We start from the raw sequence: 16,488 nt of genomic DNA, 5'->3' as shown, positions 1-16,488 counted from the left end.
TTAGGCTCGCGCTCGGCTCGGCCGACCTCGCCCTCCTCCCGGCCGCTCTGCGGACTGTGGCAGCGGTCGTGGAGCAAGATCGCTGCACCTGAACCGCACGTCCGGGCGGATCCGCCGCGATCAGCTCAACCGGACCCGCCGACGTGCGCGTGAGCGGATCCCGCACCGGGTCGCTCCGCGAGCCCATCCCGCACTGGCACGCTCCGCGAGCCGATCCCGCACTGGCACGCTCCGCGAGCCGATCCCCATCCGGTTAGCGAGACAGAGACGACCTAGCGCAGCTTTGAGTTGCTGTGCGAGCCGCTTGAGGTTGGCTTTGTGGCTACGCGAACTGCCTGAAACCTAGCCGCCGACCTGGGTGGGCGGGACTCGGGAGAACCCCGGGTCGAGTCCGATGCCGAGCTTGCCGTAGCTGTTGCTGCCCCAGCACCACGCGGTTCTGTCGGTTCTCATCCCACACCAGTGCGACGCGCCGGGGGTCAGGCTCAGCCAGGTACCGGAGATGGGGAGCGGTAAGAGGGCGTCACCGGCCAAACCGCCGCTGACTTCTCCGTCCGTGTTGTCTCCCCAGCACCAGCCGGTGCCGTCGGTTCGCACGCCGCAGGTGTCACCGCCATGTTCTGGGCGGAGAACAGGGTGAGGATGCGCTCTTCGAGAGCCTCTCGAGGCAGCACCGCCTCCGGCGATGGTCCAGCGAGCCAAGGGTTGGTCAGCGGCATGCGCGATTCTCTCAGCACCCGCGACCCAACACAGGGCGGCAACGCTACGGCGTCGCTCGGATCGTCAAGGCGGCGAGTCTGAGGTCGCCCCTCCTGCCTGCATATATGTCAGGTCGAACGCGGACATCTACGGATCGAATCTCTACCGATTCAGTGTTCTTGAGGCGAAAGTTCGATCGCCTCGTTTTCGCTGCATCTCGACAGAAACTCCCCGACATATGTCGAGATGCAGGAAAGATGGATGCCGCGCCCGCGGGACAGTTTGGTGAGATCGGTCCTTCAGCGGCTCGTCGTCAAAAGTAGGCAATCGCCCGACCTGGTATGGGCGTGGGGTCAGGGAAGGGTCAGCTGGATCTGCTGGTCGGGTTCGAGCTGCAGGTTGGCGGGGTCGCCGGGCACGTGGGTGCCGCTGCTGGTCACCTTCACCTTTTCGCCGGCGTTCGCCTTGGCGCCACCGATCTGTGTCGGCGTGAGTGCGATGCCCCACTGGGTGAACAGCTGGCCGAGGGTGAACTTCTCCCCGACGGTGTGGGCTTCGATGTGGATGGTGCCGTCGCCTTCGTGGGTGTGGACCGCGGACATGGCGCCGGTATCGGGGTCGACGCCGATGTTGGGTGGGACGGGGACCGGTTGGCCGTCGATGGTGATGGTCAGTGTGGGGTGGTAGTGCTCGGCGGTTCCCATGGGGCCGAGGTCAAGGCCGGCGGCGGCGACTCGCGCGGGAACGTCGCTGGGTGCTGGCCATGGCGGGAGCGACGTGTCGTCGGGTACAACGCCGGCGGAGCTCGACGAGCTCGAGCTGGTCTCGCTGGTGGCATCGGTGGCTGTCGGGTCCGTGCCGCATCCGGCGGCGGTGAGGGTGAGGACTGCTGTGACGGCGGCGGCCGCCAGTTGAGCGTGGGTGGGTTTGTTCACGGGGTGTCGTTCCTCTGCTGTGGTGGCGTGCCTCGGCTGCGGCTGCGGTTGCGGTCGCCGGGTGTGCGGGCATGTGGGGGCACAGGGACGGGCGGACGCCACCGGCACGGTGACGTCCGCCCGCGCTGCGGGCTCAGGAGTCGAGGAGGCTCTGCATCGTGTCGATCTCCTGCTGCTGGGCGTCGATGATCTGGCCGGCGAGGTCGACGGCGTCCTTGAACTGGCCGTCTTCCTGCTCGGTCTCGGCCATCTCGATGGCGCCTTCGTGGTGATCAATCATCATCTCGAGCCACATGTCCTGGAACTCGGCGTCGGAGGCGTTCTCGAGGGCGTCCATGTCTTCGGAGGTCATCATTCCGGGCATGTCGTCGTGGCCCATGTCGTCCATGTTGTCGGACATGTCGCCCATGTCGTGGCCGGAGTTGACGTGGTCGCGCATGGTCTCGGGGACGTCTTCGCCCCACTGGGTGAGCCAGTCGGCCATGGTCTCGATCTCCGGGCCCTGGGCGTCGCGGATGTCTTCGGCGAGGGCCTGGACCTCGGGGTCGAGGTCGCGCTTCAGGGTCAGGTCAACCATCGAGAGCGCTTGGGCGTGGTGGGTGATCATGTCGCTCGCGAAGGCGACGTCGGCGTCGTTGTGCTCGGTGGTGCTGACCTCGGTCTGGCTGGCCGCGTCGGTGGTGTCCTCGCCGCAGGCGGTGACGCCTGCGCCGAGGAGGAGGGTGAGCGCGACGGCGCCGAGGGCGCGCGTACGGGTCTTGGTGTTGGTGTGCATGCGAGTTCTCCTGGAAGTCAGGTAGTCAGGTGGGGTGTTGCGGGCAGGCCGCGGCGACACCCGGCCGGCCCGCTGGCGTCGACCCGCGGAGTGGAAGCTCAGGGTCGGGTTCAGCGGTGGCGGGTGGTCGCAGGGCCTGTCAGCACCTGATGACGGAGAACTGCCACTCATGGGGTGGCCCAGTGCCACGCACCCAGCACAGCACCCGTTCGCGGACGGCTGCGGGCATGAACGCCTCCGGCTGCAGCCGCCGGCGGAAGCCGATGGTGAGGAGTGTCAGCAGGATGAGCGATGCAGCGGCGAGCATGACGACGCACAACATCACCATGCTCGCCATGCCGTGACCCGAGCCGGGACCGGGGTCAGCACCGGCGTCAACGCTGGACCCGGGGGCTGCCATCGAGGACTGCGTCGCGGTGGAGTGGGTGTGTCCGTCGTGTGAGTCCCCCGAGGCCATCGCCGCCTCGTGAGCAGAAGTCACGGCCGCCGCACCCGTCATGCTCATCGTGCTCGAGGCAGTCCCGGGAGGTGCGGGAGCGCCGTGGTTGGCAAGGGCGTGCATGCCGAGGATGCCGAGGACCAGGGCCGCTACGAGGACGGCCACTGCGCTGCGGCCGGTCAGCCGCGCAGCCAGCCGCACCCGCAGGGAGTTGCGGGTGCGGCGGCTCGTCGCGGGCACGGGGCTCATCGGCTTCGATGGTACGGAGACACTGATGTCAGCCCAGCCGCTGGGTCCGCAGCCTGAGCGCGTTGATGATGACGCTGACCGACGAGAGCGCCATCGCGGCCGCGGCGATGACCGGGGACAGCAGCCACCCGAACACCGGGTACAGCACGCCGGCGGCGATGGGGATGCCGGCGGTGTTGTACCCGAAGGCCAGCACCAGACCGCGGCGGACGTTGCCCATGACGGCGTGGGAGAGCGCGCGGGCGTGGGCGATGCCGTTGAGGTCGCCGCGGAGCAGAGTGACCCCGGCGGATTCGATGGCGACGTCGGTGCCGGTGCCCATCGCGAGTCCGACGTCGGCTGCGGCGAGCGCTGGGGCGTCGTTGACGCCGTCTCCGGCGAACGCGACGACGCGGCCCTCGGAGCGGAGTCGGTTGACGACGTCGGCCTTGTGGTCGGGCAGCACCTCGGCCTCGACCCGGTCGAGGCCGAGGTCGGCGGCGACCGCGGCGGCGGTGACCTGGTTGTCGCCGGTGAGCATGATGACCTCGATGCCCTCCTTGCGCAGCGCCGTGAGCGCCGCCGGGGTGGTGTCCTTGACCTGGTCGGCGATGCCGATGACGCCGGCTGGGGTGCCGTCGATGGCGACGAGGACGGCGGTCGCGCCGGTGCGGCGCAGCTGGTCGGCCTGGTCGGCCAGGGCGGCGGGGTCGATGTCCTGGCTCGTGAGGAACCCGGCGGTCCCGATGAGCACCTTGCGGCCCTCCACGATGCCGAGGACGCCCTTGCCGGCGGGTGCGTCGAAGTCAGCGACCTCGGGCAGCCTGCCTGCGCTGGACTCGGTCCCGGCTGCCAGGTTGGATTGGGTCTTGTTGACGATGGCGCGAGCCAGCGGGTGTTCCGAGGCGTTCTCCACGGCGGCCGCGAGCCGCAGCAGCTCGTCGGCGGTGTGCGTGTGGAACCCCTCGGCGAGCTCGACGGCGACGACGGCGGGTTTGCCCTCGGTCAGGGTGCCGGTCTTGTCGACGACGACGGTGTCGACCTTCTCCATCAGCTCGAGCGCTTCGGCGTTCTTGATGAGGACGCCCATCTGGGCGCCGCGTCCGACGCCGACCATGATGGACATGGGTGTGGCCAGGCCTAGGGCACACGGGCAGGCGATGATGAGGACGCTGACCGCGACGACGAGCGCGTGAGCCAGCTTCGGGTCTGGGCCGACGAGGGCCCAGATGATGAATGCGAGCACGGCGACGCCGATGACGGCGGGTACGAAGACTGCTGAGACTCGGTCGACGGTGCGCTGGATGGGTGCGCGGGAGCGCTGGGCTTCGGCCACCATGTTCACGATGCGGGCCAGCATGGTGTCGCGGCCGACCGCGTTGGCGCGCACCAGCAGGGCGCCGGTCTGGTTGAGGGTGCCGCCGATGGCGTTGTCGCCGACGTTCTTGGTGACGGGCATGGATTCGCCAGTGACCAGGGACTCGTCGACAGCGGACTTGCCGTCCTCGACGAGCCCGTCGACCGGGACCTTCTCGCCGGGGCGGACGCGCAGCATGTCCCCGATCTCAACCTGGTCGAGGGTGACTTCCTCCTCGGTGCCGTCTTCGCGGACGCGGCGCGCGGTCTTGGGCGAGAGATCCAAGAGGGCCTTGATGGCGCCGGAGGTCGCTTCGCGCGCGCGGAGCTCGAGGACCTGCCCGAGAAGGACGAGGGTGGTGATGACGGCGGCGGCCTCGAAGTACACCTCGACGACCCCGTCCTCACGGAACGCGGCAGGGAAGATGCCCGGCGCGACGGTGGCGACGACGGAGAACAGCCACGCGACGCCCGTGCCCATCGCGATGAGCGTGAACATGTTGAGGTTCCGGGTCCGCACCGACGCCCAGCCGCGGACGAAGAACGGCCACCCGGCCCACAGCACCACCGGGGTCGCAAGCACGAGCTGGGTCCACGCCGACGCGGTGGCGGAGATGTTGTCGTGCAGCCACGGGACGAGGTCGCGGCCCATGCCGAGGATCACGACCGGGATGGACAGGACGACGCCGACCCAGAAGCGGCGGGTCATGTCTCGCAGCTCCTCGGACGGGCCGGTGTCCGCGGTGACGATGACGGGCTCGAGGGCCATCCCGCAGATCGGGCAGGTTCCGGGGCCGTCCTGCCGGATCTCGGGGTGCATCGGGCAGGTGTATTCGACCGCCTCGCCCTCACTGGGGGTCGGCTGCCCATGTCCGGGCGCAGTTGCGTGCCCGGCCCGGTCACCTTCGGCGTGGTCTGAGGAGCCAGGGCCGATGTATCGGTCGGGGTCGGTGAGGAACTTGTCCTTGCAGCCAGCTGAGCAGAAGTAGAACCGCTCACCGCTGTGCTCGACTGCGTGTTCGGCCACGGCCGGGTCGACCGCCATGCCGCACACCGGGTCGGTGATCTGGTCCGTGGTTGCGGCGTCGGGACGATGGGTGTGCGTGTTCATGTCTTCAGCATACCCCCCTGGGGTATACGGTCAAGGCAGCTCGACGCCGAACAAGGCCAGCATGGCCAGGGCATCGCTGACGTGTTCGAGGTTGCCGGCGGCGGTTCCCTCGAAGTCCGGGACGGGACGCTGATCGGCTTCCTCCCGAGTGGTGGCCGCTCCGTTCTTCTCGATGTCCTCGATCAGCCAGTCCATCTCCTTGATCTCCTTGCGCTGGGCCTTGATGATCCCGTCGGCGAGCTCACGAACGCGTACGTCGTCGATGTCGGCCCGCTCACTGGTCAAGATGGCGATCGAGTGGTGCGGGATCATGCCCTTCATGTACGCCTGGTCGTCGACCAACGCCTGGGAACGCGAGAGGTACAGCCCACCTGCACCGAGCAGCAGCGCCACCGCCACGAGCACGACGTTGTAGGCGCGGTTCTTGTACATCATGCTGCGCATGAACGCGAACATCACCAGCGCCATGGCCCCGCCCATAAGAAGCGCCATGTAGAAGCGTTCCTCGCTCCACCGCACGTGGTCGAAGGCGAAGACATTGGAGTACATCAAGACGAACATCACCACCGTGGAAGTGGCGATCATCAGCCCGAAACGTACGTACATCCGCCGCTCGTGGGCCTTGTGCTCCTTCTGCTGGTCGGGCTCCTTCTCCCGGTCGTCGGGCTCGCTGGCACCGGAGGGCTCCTGCGTGTGATGCGATGACATGGGGATCGCCTTCCCGACGTGGGTGGTTGGTTGATGTCAGTCAGCTTCGGCGTCAGGGCTCGTCGTCGATCGGAGCGCGAGACATCTCGATGAGCTGACGCAGGCAGTGCTGTCGAAGTGGCTCGGGAAAGCCCTCTGCGAGCCGGTAGAACACGATCCGGCCCTCCTTGCGGCGTGTCACCAGCCCGGCGGTACGCAGCACCCGAAGTCCGTAGGAGACCGCGTCCTCGCTCACCGACAACGCCAGAGCAAGGTCGCCCACGCAGAGCTCGTCGACCACGTCGAGGGCGTACAAGAGTCGCGCACGAGTGGGATCGGCCATCAGCGAGAGCACACTGGTGAGCCGGTCCCCCTCCTCGGCCGACGGCAGGCGCTCGCGGGCCATGGCAACCCGTCTCGGATCGACCGGGTGCTGGTGTCGGCCGCCGCCGGTGATCTGGTCGGGCTCGTCGCCCCGAGCGCGCACAAGCTCCTCGTCGTTCACGACGCTGAAGTACCCAACACCCGTGCGGCTATGCGGATGATGCTGGTCCAATTGGGTACAGGCGTCAGCAGAGTGGCGGATTCAGGGTCACCACGCCGGGAGACCCCGCTGCCGTAAACCGAGGAGGAATCGTGGCTCACACCAAGATGCTGGAGGCCTACCCGAAGGACTTGGGAGGCATCGACAAGGAAAAGCTGGCCGAGTGCATCGCGGCCTGTTTTGAGTGCGCCCAGGTCTGCACTGCATGTGCCGACGCGTGCCTGTCGGAGGACATGGTCGCCGAACTGGCCAAGTGCATTCGTACCAATCTCGACTGCGCCGACATCTGCGTGGCCACCGGGAACGCGTTGTCACGCCACACCGGGTACGACGCGAATGTGACCCGCGCGTTCCTGGAGGCTTGTGCCACCGCCTGTAAGGCGTGCGGCGACGAGTGCGAGAGCCATGCCGACATGCACGAGCACTGCCGCATCTGCGCCGAAGCCTGCCGACGCTGCGAGCAAGCCTGTCGCGACCTCCTCTCCAGTCTGGGGTAGAGGCCGGCCGGTGACCTTTGTGGCCATCGATTCGCGGCGCCGAGGTGCGTTCGTCCCAAGCTGGTACAAGGGGACGACGCCTCGACTGTGCAGTGGGCCGACCCAAATGCTGGCGGCCGTTTTCAAATCTTGCGACGTGATCGCTATGACGCCTGCCGCCCGAGGTGGCCCACATGGGGAACCCAGATTGGCGAGGCGCCCTTCAAGCCAGGTGCATGAGCTGGCTCAACGGGCGCCTCAGGCTCACTATCCGACACGGAGCTCGCGGTGTCCACGGTCTCGTCGATGCCGGTCGCCGAACGCGTGCTGTTCATGTGCCGGTGACCGATCCCTAGAGCCCTGGTCGACAACCACGCGGTCGTCCTCACCGTCGCCTACCTCGCCGTCGTCGCGCTCATCCTCGAACGGTTCTGGAACTACTGGAGCACCCTGCTGCCCTTGACCCCAGCCTCGGCCGTCACCCGGGTTGGAAGAGGGCCAACGCCATGGCAGCCCGACGGCATCACCGGCGAGCAACCACCCCCCGAACAACACCCCGCGCGAGCCGCACCGGGCGCGCGGCCGATGCGTCCGCGTGACGGCGAGGTCCGCCGTTCAGGCCGGGTGCGCGGACCGGTGCGCCCAGGGGAACACCCACCGGAACAAGCTCAGGTCGGGCCGGTGGCACCAGCAGTCCTCCGCGCAGCCGCACCTCATCACGCCGAAGTGTTCGGCGACCCGGTTGCCGGCCGCCAAGAGGACGTAGCCGGGCGACAAGGACCGAGAAGAGCCGCTTCACGACAGCACCGCCAGCAGCTGCGCGGTGTCGGGAGAACCGCCCAGGCCCGCCTGCGTGGCGTAAACTCGGCACGCGAGCCCGACCTGCTCCTGACCGGTCGCGAACGGGTCAGTCCCGTCTATGCGGATGGTCGGCGACCCTGTGAACGCGAGCTCCTCGGCCTGCGCGGGAGTCTCGACCCGGTGCCGTTCGACCACCACGTCGTCGCGGCCGAGCTCGGCCAGCGCTTGGGTCAGCCGATCGTCGGCGACCTTCCAGTTCGGGCATCCGTCGAAGTACAGCAGCTCGACTCGCACTACGGGTTCCTCCTCGACGACCACGGGATTTGCTTCAAGTCTGCCACCGCTTTTCGTTGGCTCCGTTGGGCCTGTTGCGGTGCCAGGTTCGGTGACTGGGCCGCGGTGGAGTGGCGCTCACAAGGGGCTCGGACAGCAGCGGCGGGGTGCGGCCGGGCGGGCTTCTTCGGCGCCGCCTTGGTCGCGTCAGCTGGTGACGTCATGCTGGCCGTGGGGCGTACAGGATGATGGCGACGCCCAACAGGCAGACGAGCGCGCTGGCGATGTCGTAGCGGTCAGGTCGGAACCCGTCCAGGGCGACGCCCATCAGGCAGCGACCCGCGGCGACGAAGACGCCTCAACAGGCGGCGAGGATGCGTCCGAAGCGGGCGTCCGGTTGAAGGTTGGCGACGAAGCCGTACACGCCGAGGGCGATGACACCCGCGCCGGCCCAGATCCAGCCACGGTGCTCGCGTACGCCCTGCCAGACGAGCCAGGCGCCGCCGATTTCGGCGACTGCAGCCAGGGCGAACAGCAGGAGCGACTTGGCGATCGGCTCCCGGGACGGCATCGCTGGTCTGGACCGCGTTCCTGTCCGCGTCGCCGAAGACGAGCTGAACCATCCACCGGCCCCATCACTCAGCAGCACCGAACAAAAAGTCCACCGGCTGACATAACGCGAGTTCTTAAACAATCCGTAGGCAATCTCAAAGTTCGCTGCATCTCGACAGCCCGGCTCAGCCCTGGGCCATGTCCACGAAACGCGAGTAGTGACCCTGGAAGGCGACGGTGAGGTCACGGGTCGGGCCGTTGCGGTGCTTGGCCACGATCAGGTCGGCCTCGCCGGGGCGGGTCGACTCCTTCTCGTAGACGTCGTCACGGTGCAGCAGGATCACCATGTCGGCGTCCTGCTCCAGCGAGCCGGACTCACGCAGGTCGCTCATCATCGGGCGCTTGTCGCCACGCTGCTCGGGACCACGGTTGAGCTGGGACAGCGCGATGATCGGCAGCTCGAGCTCCTTGGCGAGGAGCTTGATGTTGCGGGAGAACTCCGAGACCTCGAGCTGGCGGGACTCGACCTTCTTGCCCGAGCTCATCAGCTGCATGTAGTCGATGACGATGAGCTTGAGGTCGTGACGCTGCTTGAGGCGACGCGCCTTGGCCCGGATCTCCATCATCGTCATGTTGGGGCTGTCGTCGATGAACATCGGCGCCCCAGACACCTGGCCCATCTTGCGGGCCAGCTTGTCCCAGTCCTCGTCGCGCATCGTGCCGTTGCGGATGTGGTTGAGCGGGACCTTCGCCTCGGCCGAGAGCAGGCGCATCATGATCTCCGAGCGCGTCATCTCGAGGCTGAAGAAGCAGCTGGTGAGGTTGTTGTGGATCGACGCCGCGCGGCAGAAGTCCAGGGCGAGGGTCGAGTTGTGGGTGGGGATCATTGACCGCCCGGCGAGGTAGAGGTGGTCGTCGTTGTCGACCTGCACGCACCGCACCGGCACGGACTCGATGCGCTGCACGGACGTGATGTAGCGCTTGCCGATGCGGACGGTCGACGTCGGACGCTCCTCCTTGTGGAGCAGAGCCTTGCGTTCCAGCTTGAACACGTCGTCAACGGTCGAGAAGTTGAGGATGTGGCACGTGGAGCTTGCTTCCGAGCGCCCCTTGACGCGTTTCGTCGTGCGTCCGCACCGGTAGCCGAGGCTCACGACGAGCTCGTGCACGGTGTCGGCCAACCGCTCGCTCGTCACCGCGAACTGCACGGATCCCACGCCCTTGACCACGGTGCCGTCGGTGTCCAGCAGACCGGCGAGCAGGTCCCGGCGCGCCTCCTCGGAGGCGCGGAGGTATGCGCTCGGAACGTGCTTGTCGTTCAGCACGCCGACCGTGCGCAGGAGAGCGGTGAAGGATCCGTGGTCCTGCTGGCACGCGCCGCAGAGATAGGTCCCGTGCATGACACCGTTGCAGTCGGGGCAGACGCCTCGCTCCGTCGCGGCGGCCCGGGGAGTTCGGATGCTGTAGAGCATGTTGCCCAAGGAGGTGACGGTGTAACCACGACCTTCGATCCGCATGGGGATCTCAGGGGTCTCGCAGGTGATGCGGCCGCCAGCGCTGTGACCGTCGCCCAGCCATGCCCCGAGGACGTAGGGGTCGATCGGAAGGAGGTCGTGGTGGCCCGCCAGCACTCCTGCGTTCAGCACGGCGTGGTTGGCGCGGTGCTCCGTCCCGACTCGCACCGTGCGGGCGATCTCCTCCGTAGTCACAACGGAGGCATGGATGCGCTGGTTCCTTGCCCGGTTGTAGCGGTTGTCGGCCGCCCAGCGTGATTTCCGGGCTGCTCGCGTCTCGGTCAGCCACTGGTGCTCGGCGTCGGCGACGATCACCGAGCCGTCGGAGAAGGTCACCTCGAAGCACGGTCGATCGAGCATGACGTCGGTCGCGGCGACGACCCGGGTGGGGCGACCGTCTGCGGCGTAGAGCTCGTCGCCGACGCGCACCTCTCCCATGGTTGTCCACCCGGTCGGCGTCGGAAGAGGCGTGTCGAGCGCCAGCGCCTTCCCCATGGCGGGACGAGCCGCGACGATGATCATCTGGCCCGAGTGCAGGCCGTTGGTCAGGTCGTCGAGGTCGGCGAAGCCGGTGGGCACGCCGTAGAGGCCGGCCTCCCGGTTGCCGATCGCCTCGATCTCGTCGAGGACGCCGCTCATGATGTCGCCCAGCGGCGCGTAGTCGACCGCCGCACGACGGTCGGTGACCTTGTAGACCTCGGCCTGGGCGTGGTCGACCACGTCGTCGATCTGGCCCTCACCGGCATAGCCGAGGGCGGCGATGCGGGTCCCGGCCTCGACCAGGCGGCGCAGGATCGCCTTGTCGCGCACGATCTCGGCGTAGTAGCCGGCGTTGGCGGCGATCGGCACGTTGGCCGAGAGCGTGTGGAGGTAGGGGGCGCCACCGATGCGCTGGAGCTCGCCGCGCTTGGTCAGCTCCGCGGCCACCGTGATCGGGTCGGCCGGCTCGCCGCGCCCGTAGAGGTCGATGATCGCGTCGTGGATGATCTCGTGGGCGGGGCGGTAGTAGTCCACGCCCTTGATGACGTCGACGACGTCGGCGATCGCGTCCTTCGACAGCAGCATCGAGCCGAGCACGCTCTGCTCGGCGGCGTTGTCCTGCGGGGGCGTGCGGTCACCGGCCGAGCGCGGGGCCTCGCCGGGCTCGTAGGCCGCCGGGCCGTCGCCCCAGGCCTCGTCGGTGTCGCCCTCGAAGGTGATGCTCACCGGTGCTCCCCTCAGCTGTGACTGCCCACGACGCTAGGCGCGACCACCGACATCCACTGCCGACGACGCACGTGCGGGACCCCAGCTCGAATCACTGGTCGCGCGAGACCGTACGTCGTCCCGGCCGCCCGGGGAAAGCCGGCGGAGGCCGGTTGTCCACAGGCTCTGTGGAGAACCTGGGCGCAGACGTGGAGGACACGCCGACAGCGGTGCACAGACAGTGGAGAGACCTGTGGAGAAAGTCGGCCCCAGGATCCCGACCAGTGCGCTGACCTGCGGAAACGTCGTACACACGCTGTGCAGGAAAACTATCTGCCCGACCTGTGCGTTCACCTGTCCGCCATCTGGAAGACGCCTGTTGCTTTGTCGACACGGCCGCGGGACGCCGGCCACGAGGCCCTCATCCACACCGCCATTCACAGGTAGTCCGAACGAGCTATGTACACGCGGTGGCACTCGATCGTATGGGCCTCAGAGCTGCAGCAGCGTCCGGACCACGACGCCGAGGCCGACCGCGCAGATGCCCAGCGCGGCGCCGTACCTCAGGTAGGTGCGCACCTGGCCGCCGAGGAAGCCCCGGCGCAGGGCCAGCCCCTCGAGGCGCAGCACCAGGTCGCGGGCGAACAGGCCGACCGCGGCCAGCGCGACAGCCATGCCGATCCCGAAGGCCAGCACCAGCACGAACCCGAACCACGGACGCCCCAGGGCGACGGCGGCCAGGAGCAGGAGCAGGGCCGAGGGGCTCGGGACGAGGCCGCCCACCAGGCCCATCACCCACACGCCCCCGCGCCCGGGGGTCACCTCGGGCTCCGCCGGGGCCGGAGCCTCGACGACCGTCGCCGTGGCGGTCGTCGCCCCGGCCGGCGCGTGCTCGCGGTGCTCGTCGTGGTCCCCGTCGCCGTGCCCATGTCCGTCGCCGTGCCCATGTCCGTGGCCGTGCCCATGTCCGTGGCCGTGGCCCCCACCGGACCGCAGCTGGGCCAACAGGTAGAGCCCGAGTCCCACGATGAGCAGGCCGGTGGCGAGGGTGAGCCAGGGATAGATCCGCGCCGGCACGAAGGCGCTGCTCAGCGAGACCAGCAGGCCCAGCAGCAGCACCGAGCCGGTGTGCGCCATCGTCACCGCACTGCCCACCGCGAGCGCCGAGCGGACCGAGGAGTCCCCGCGCTGGGTGAGGTAGAACGCCATGACGGTCTTGCCGTGCCCGGGCGAGAGCGCGTGCGTCGCCCCGAGGGCGAGGGCGGCGAGGACGGCCAGGCCCGCGGCGAGCCATCCGTTGTCACCGAGCAGGCTGGTGGCGCGCGACGACAGCCAGGAGCCGTCCGTCGCGCCCGGGCCGTCGTCCCCCGTGCCCGGCAGCTCGCCCGCAGGACCGCCGGTGGCGACGACGAGCGTCGCCGACGTGACGTCCAGCGGCGACTCGAGCAGGTCCTCGGGGTAGGAGGTGAGCCGCTCGCTGGTGCTCTCCGACGGGACGTCCGCGCTGGTGAGCGTCATCCCGTCACCGACCGCGGTGACCTCGCGCCAGCCCACGGAGCCCGGGGCGGTCGAGTCTTCGAAGGTGACCTCGCCGGCACCGATGTCGGCGGCGCCGGTGTAGCGGCAGGTGATCCGGGTGACCGGCAGCCCGCCCTCGCCGTCGGAGACCGACGCGTTCGCGTCCTCCAGCGCGAGGCGTACGCCGTCGCCGCCGGCCGTGATGGCCAACCCGTCGGTGGTCGTGGCGCACTCGCGCGCGGCCAGCGCCGGCAGGTCGTCGATCGCGTCGCCGAGCTGGGCGGTCGGGATCTCGGCCAGGTCGACCACGTGGTCCACCTCGATGCCGTCGGGCGCGACGAGGATGCCGGTGTAGCGGTTGACGGTGAAGTTGCCGAGGGGGTGGGCCGAGGCCGGGGCGGCGGTGACGACCAGGCACGCGAGGAGCGCGCCGAGGGCGAGCAGCAGGCGGAGGAGGGTCCTCATCGGCCGGACTCCGGTCGCGGGTCCAGGTCGGCGAGCACGCTCTCGGCCTCCGCGCGCTGCCACGGCGACAGGCCCGGGTCGAGGTCGAGCCCGCGGCGCAGGTGGGTGCGCGCGTCCGCCGTCATCCCGAGCGCAGCCTCGATCGTGCCGCGGTGGATCCAGAACCGTGCCTCGGGCGAGCCGAGCCGGGTGGCCTGCCGGGCGATCGGGAGTGCCTCCCCGTCGCGACCGCTGCGGTGCAGCGCCCAGGCGAGTGCGTCGGCGACGTGGACGCTGCGGCGCTGGTCCCACTCGGCCTGCGCCTGCGTCAGCGCACGCTCGGCGGAGCCGTGGTCGGCCTCGAAGAGGGCAGTCTCCAGGTCGGTCCCCACACCGCTCGCGGACAGCAGGTCGATGGTGGTGCGGACGACCGCGAACTGCGCGTCGGCCTCGTCGGTGCGGCCGAGGTGCAGCAGCAGCTCGCCGAGCTCGGTGAGGTACTCCGGCAGGGGCTGGCGTGCGGCCACCTCCTGCCAGGTCGCCACGGCACCCTCGAGGTCGCCCTGCGCGACCTGGAGGCGGGCGGTCGAGACGAGGGCGGGCAGGTGGTCCGGCACGGCCTCCTGCGCGACGGCGAGGCGGCGGCCGGCCTCGGCGAGGCGGCCCTGCTTGCGCAGGATGTCGGCGTAGAGGGTGAGCGTGTAGGCCTGGTCGGCACGCGAGCCGACCTCGGCCGTACGCCGCAGCAGCGCGCCGGCGCGGTCGAGGTCGCCGCGCAGCTCGAAGGCGTAGGAGTAGCGGGCCGAGACGGCGGTGCTCGGCTGGAGCCGGTCGGCGGTGCGCAGCGCCTGCATCTGCTCGTCGTACCTGCCGAGCTCGTTGAGCGCGTCGACGCGCACGGCGAGGGCGCCGAGGTCGCGCGGGTTGACCGCGAGCGCCTCGTCGGCGCTGGCCAGCGCGTCGGTGAAGTCGTGGCGGGCCGCGGAGATCGCGGCGCTGGCCGCCAGGGCGGTGAAGTTCTCGTCCGGCTCGAGCTCGAAGGAGCGGGCGACGGCCTCGTCGGCCTTGTCGTAGAAGGTGGCGTTGCCGGACACGCGGGCCTGCTCGACGTACGCCACGGCGAGGTTGGCCCACGAGACGTAGTCGGCCGGCACCCGGCGCAGGGTGTCCTGCAGCGCGGCGATGCTGGCCTCGAGGTCCTGGCCGGAGTCGGGGACGACCCGCGGGACGGACGCCGCCGGCGGGGTGGTCGACGGCGACGACGTGGTGGCCACGCCGATGCCGCCCGAGACACCGAGGACGAGTCCGATGCCGACGACGATGAGGCTCCTGCGCACGGGGACGTCCTTTCGGTGGGAGCGGTGGTGCGGCCCGGCCGCGCGACGGGGTGCCGCGCGGCCGAGCCGGTGGTGCGGTCAGTCCTTGCGGGTGCGTCGTGCAGCGCCGCCGATGCCGCCGACGAGGGCCAGGAGGCCCACACCGATGAAGGCGATGGCGCTCTGGCGACCCGGGACGACGCTCTGCAGCAGGCCCTCGGTCGAGGACTGCTTGTTCGCCGAACCACCCGCGGACGGGTGCGGGTCGGCGTTGCTGCCGCTGGCCGGGAGGGCCAGGTAGGGGAACGTCCCGCTGAACGCGGCGTCGTTGGCGTCGACGCCGTCACCGAGGTCGTTCGCCGAGCCCACGAGCTCGCCCTCGACGACCTGGAGCGCGATGTCGATGACGTCGTCACCGAGTCGGCGGCCGTTCGGGAAGCCCTGCGTGTCGCCACCGATCACGCCGAGCCGGTTGGGCTCCGCGGTGACCGGGGTCGACATGTTCAGGCGCAGCTGCTCGCTGGGCGTGACCTTGCCCTTGGCCTTGTTGAGGCCCTTGACGCCCGTGAGGAACACCGACACGAGGTCGTTGCGCGGGGTCGCCGGCGCGTCGATGCCGTAGACGGCCTCGATCAGCTTGGGCAGCTCGGGGTTGGTGACGTACTTCAGCGCGGCGCCGTCCTGCGTGGGCTTGGAGGCGTTGAACGCGTCCTTGAGCTTCAGCGGGATGACTACCTCGTTGACCAGCGGGTTGCCCAGGCGGGAGACCTGCTGGAACGTGCCGTTGGCGCCCTTCTTCTGCGTCGTGGTCCAGGTGCCGATGACCGGGTTCTTCTTCGACTTCCCGTTCTTCGCCACCCACCTCTGCGGCACCTGCAGCGCCACCGACTGGACGTTGAAGCCGGCGAGGGTGTCGTCGCCGGACTCGGAGAGGTCACCGCCGTAGAGGAGGTCGAAGACCCGCAGGTCGAGGAAGAACGGGTCCTCGGCCTGGCCGGCGAACGACTTCACGTTCTTCTTCGGGGTCGTCACCGCCTGGTCGCGCAGCGCGGGGTAGTTCGGCATGGAGGCCTTGCCGATGTTGGACGGCGCGACGCGCTTCTTGCCCACGATCGTCTTGGTCTTGCCGGACTTCTGGTTGATCCGCACCAGCTTGTAGGTCTGGTAGTAGTTCAGGTCCTTGTCGGCCAGGGACGTGACCGGGCCGGTGGCGGCCAGGAACGTGTCCTTGGTGACGTAGTGGTCCTTGAAGGTCCACCGGAAGGTCACGTCCGGCTTGGCGTCGGCGTTGTTGTCGACGTGGATGTCGTACTGCGCGTCGGTCGCGAAGCTGTAGAAGTTCGGACCGCCGGCCGGCTCCTCGAAGGGCAGCCAGTTCGCGACGAGCGTGACCGTGTTCTGCTTCTCCGGGCTGCGGAAGGCGTACAGGTCCGTGCCGTCGTACTGCGGGGTGCCCGAGATGAGCGGCGCCTCGCGGTGGCTGGACGCGCTGGCGCCCAGCGGGCCTACGCCGGCGAGGCCGACCGTGGTCAGCAGGCCGCCGGCGCACGCCAGGGCCACAGCCCCGTGCCGCTTGGTGGGTCGTGTCATGAGCGATAACTCCTTGATGTCGACCCGGGGCCTTCGGAAGGTGCT

At 69.2% G+C, this 16,488-nt stretch carries 12 protein-coding genes and 1 pseudogene; 1 reads left to right on the top strand and 12 read right to left on the bottom strand.

All coding sequences use genetic code 11. The features are described 5' to 3' along the window. Positions 1-1,052 precede the first annotated feature (1,052 nt). From IRX98_RS14585 to IRX98_RS14560, 6 genes are all read right to left on the bottom strand, one after another. On the bottom strand, positions 1,053-1,403 hold the full coding sequence (locus tag IRX98_RS14585) for a hypothetical protein (RefSeq protein ID WP_224277908.1): 351 nt from the start codon (positions 1,401-1,403) through the stop codon (positions 1,053-1,055). A gap of 364 nt (positions 1,404-1,767) precedes the next feature. Next, positions 1,768-2,409: a DUF305 domain-containing protein gene (locus tag IRX98_RS14580; RefSeq protein ID WP_224277906.1), complete on the bottom strand. Its 642-nt coding sequence runs from the start codon at positions 2,407-2,409 to the stop codon at positions 1,768-1,770. Positions 2,410-2,548: 139 nt separating this feature from the next. Continuing rightward, positions 2,549-3,097, bottom strand: coding sequence for a hypothetical protein (locus tag IRX98_RS14575; protein WP_224277904.1), 549 nt, complete (start codon positions 3,095-3,097; stop codon positions 2,549-2,551). A 28-nt stretch (positions 3,098-3,125) separates the two neighbouring features. Next, a complete protein-coding gene (locus tag IRX98_RS14570; RefSeq protein WP_224277902.1) occupies positions 3,126-5,543 on the bottom strand; it encodes a heavy metal translocating P-type ATPase in 2,418 nt (805 codons plus the stop codon). Positions 5,544-5,573: 30 nt separating this feature from the next. After that, a complete protein-coding gene (locus IRX98_RS14565; protein ID WP_224277900.1) occupies positions 5,574-6,251 on the bottom strand; it encodes a DUF305 domain-containing protein in 678 nt (225 codons plus the stop codon). 52 nt (positions 6,252-6,303) lie between these two features. After that, entirely contained in the window at positions 6,304-6,786 is a 483-nt protein-coding gene (locus IRX98_RS14560) for an ArsR/SmtB family transcription factor (RefSeq protein ID WP_224277898.1), read from the bottom strand. A gap of 80 nt (positions 6,787-6,866) precedes the next feature. Between IRX98_RS14560 and IRX98_RS14555 the strand changes: the two genes are divergently transcribed. Continuing rightward, entirely contained in the window at positions 6,867-7,271 is a 405-nt protein-coding gene (locus IRX98_RS14555; RefSeq protein WP_224277896.1) for a four-helix bundle copper-binding protein, read from the top strand. A 774-nt stretch (positions 7,272-8,045) separates the two neighbouring features. Here the strand turns inward: IRX98_RS14555 and IRX98_RS14550 are convergent. The 6 genes and pseudogenes from IRX98_RS14550 to IRX98_RS14525 all read right to left on the bottom strand — a co-directional run bounded on the left by IRX98_RS14550 (position 8,046) and on the right by IRX98_RS14525 (position 16,443). Then, positions 8,046-8,345: a DF family (seleno)protein gene (locus tag IRX98_RS14550; protein ID WP_224277894.1), complete on the bottom strand. Its 300-nt coding sequence runs from the start codon at positions 8,343-8,345 to the stop codon at positions 8,046-8,048. A 199-nt stretch (positions 8,346-8,544) separates the two neighbouring features. Next, positions 8,545-8,895 (bottom strand): annotated as a pseudogene (locus IRX98_RS14545) (YnfA family protein). A gap of 166 nt (positions 8,896-9,061) precedes the next feature. Next, positions 9,062-11,596: a replicative DNA helicase gene (gene dnaB, locus IRX98_RS14540; RefSeq protein ID WP_224277892.1), complete on the bottom strand. Its 2,535-nt coding sequence runs from the start codon at positions 11,594-11,596 to the stop codon at positions 9,062-9,064. A 471-nt stretch (positions 11,597-12,067) separates the two neighbouring features. Then, the gene (locus IRX98_RS14535) at positions 12,068-13,558 is read right to left on the bottom strand and encodes a hypothetical protein (RefSeq protein ID WP_224277889.1); all 1,491 of its coding nucleotides are present in this window, start codon (positions 13,556-13,558) and stop codon (positions 12,068-12,070) included. Next, on the bottom strand, positions 13,555-14,874 hold the full coding sequence (locus IRX98_RS14530; protein WP_224277887.1) for a tetratricopeptide repeat protein: 1,320 nt from the start codon (positions 14,872-14,874) through the stop codon (positions 13,555-13,557). The genes IRX98_RS14535 and IRX98_RS14530 overlap by 4 nt, the downstream gene beginning before the upstream one ends. A gap of 78 nt (positions 14,875-14,952) precedes the next feature. Next, positions 14,953-16,443: a DUF4331 domain-containing protein gene (locus IRX98_RS14525; protein ID WP_224277885.1), complete on the bottom strand. Its 1,491-nt coding sequence runs from the start codon at positions 16,441-16,443 to the stop codon at positions 14,953-14,955. Positions 16,444-16,488 lie beyond the last annotated feature (45 nt).

Origin of the sequence: Nocardioides lacusdianchii (assembly GCF_020102855.1) — a bacterium.
In the GTDB taxonomy this organism is placed as follows: domain Bacteria; phylum Actinomycetota; class Actinomycetes; order Propionibacteriales; family Nocardioidaceae; genus Nocardioides; species Nocardioides lacusdianchii.
The sequence above is the reverse complement of the archived record's forward strand: the minus strand, read 5'-3'. Positions and strand labels throughout refer to the sequence as shown.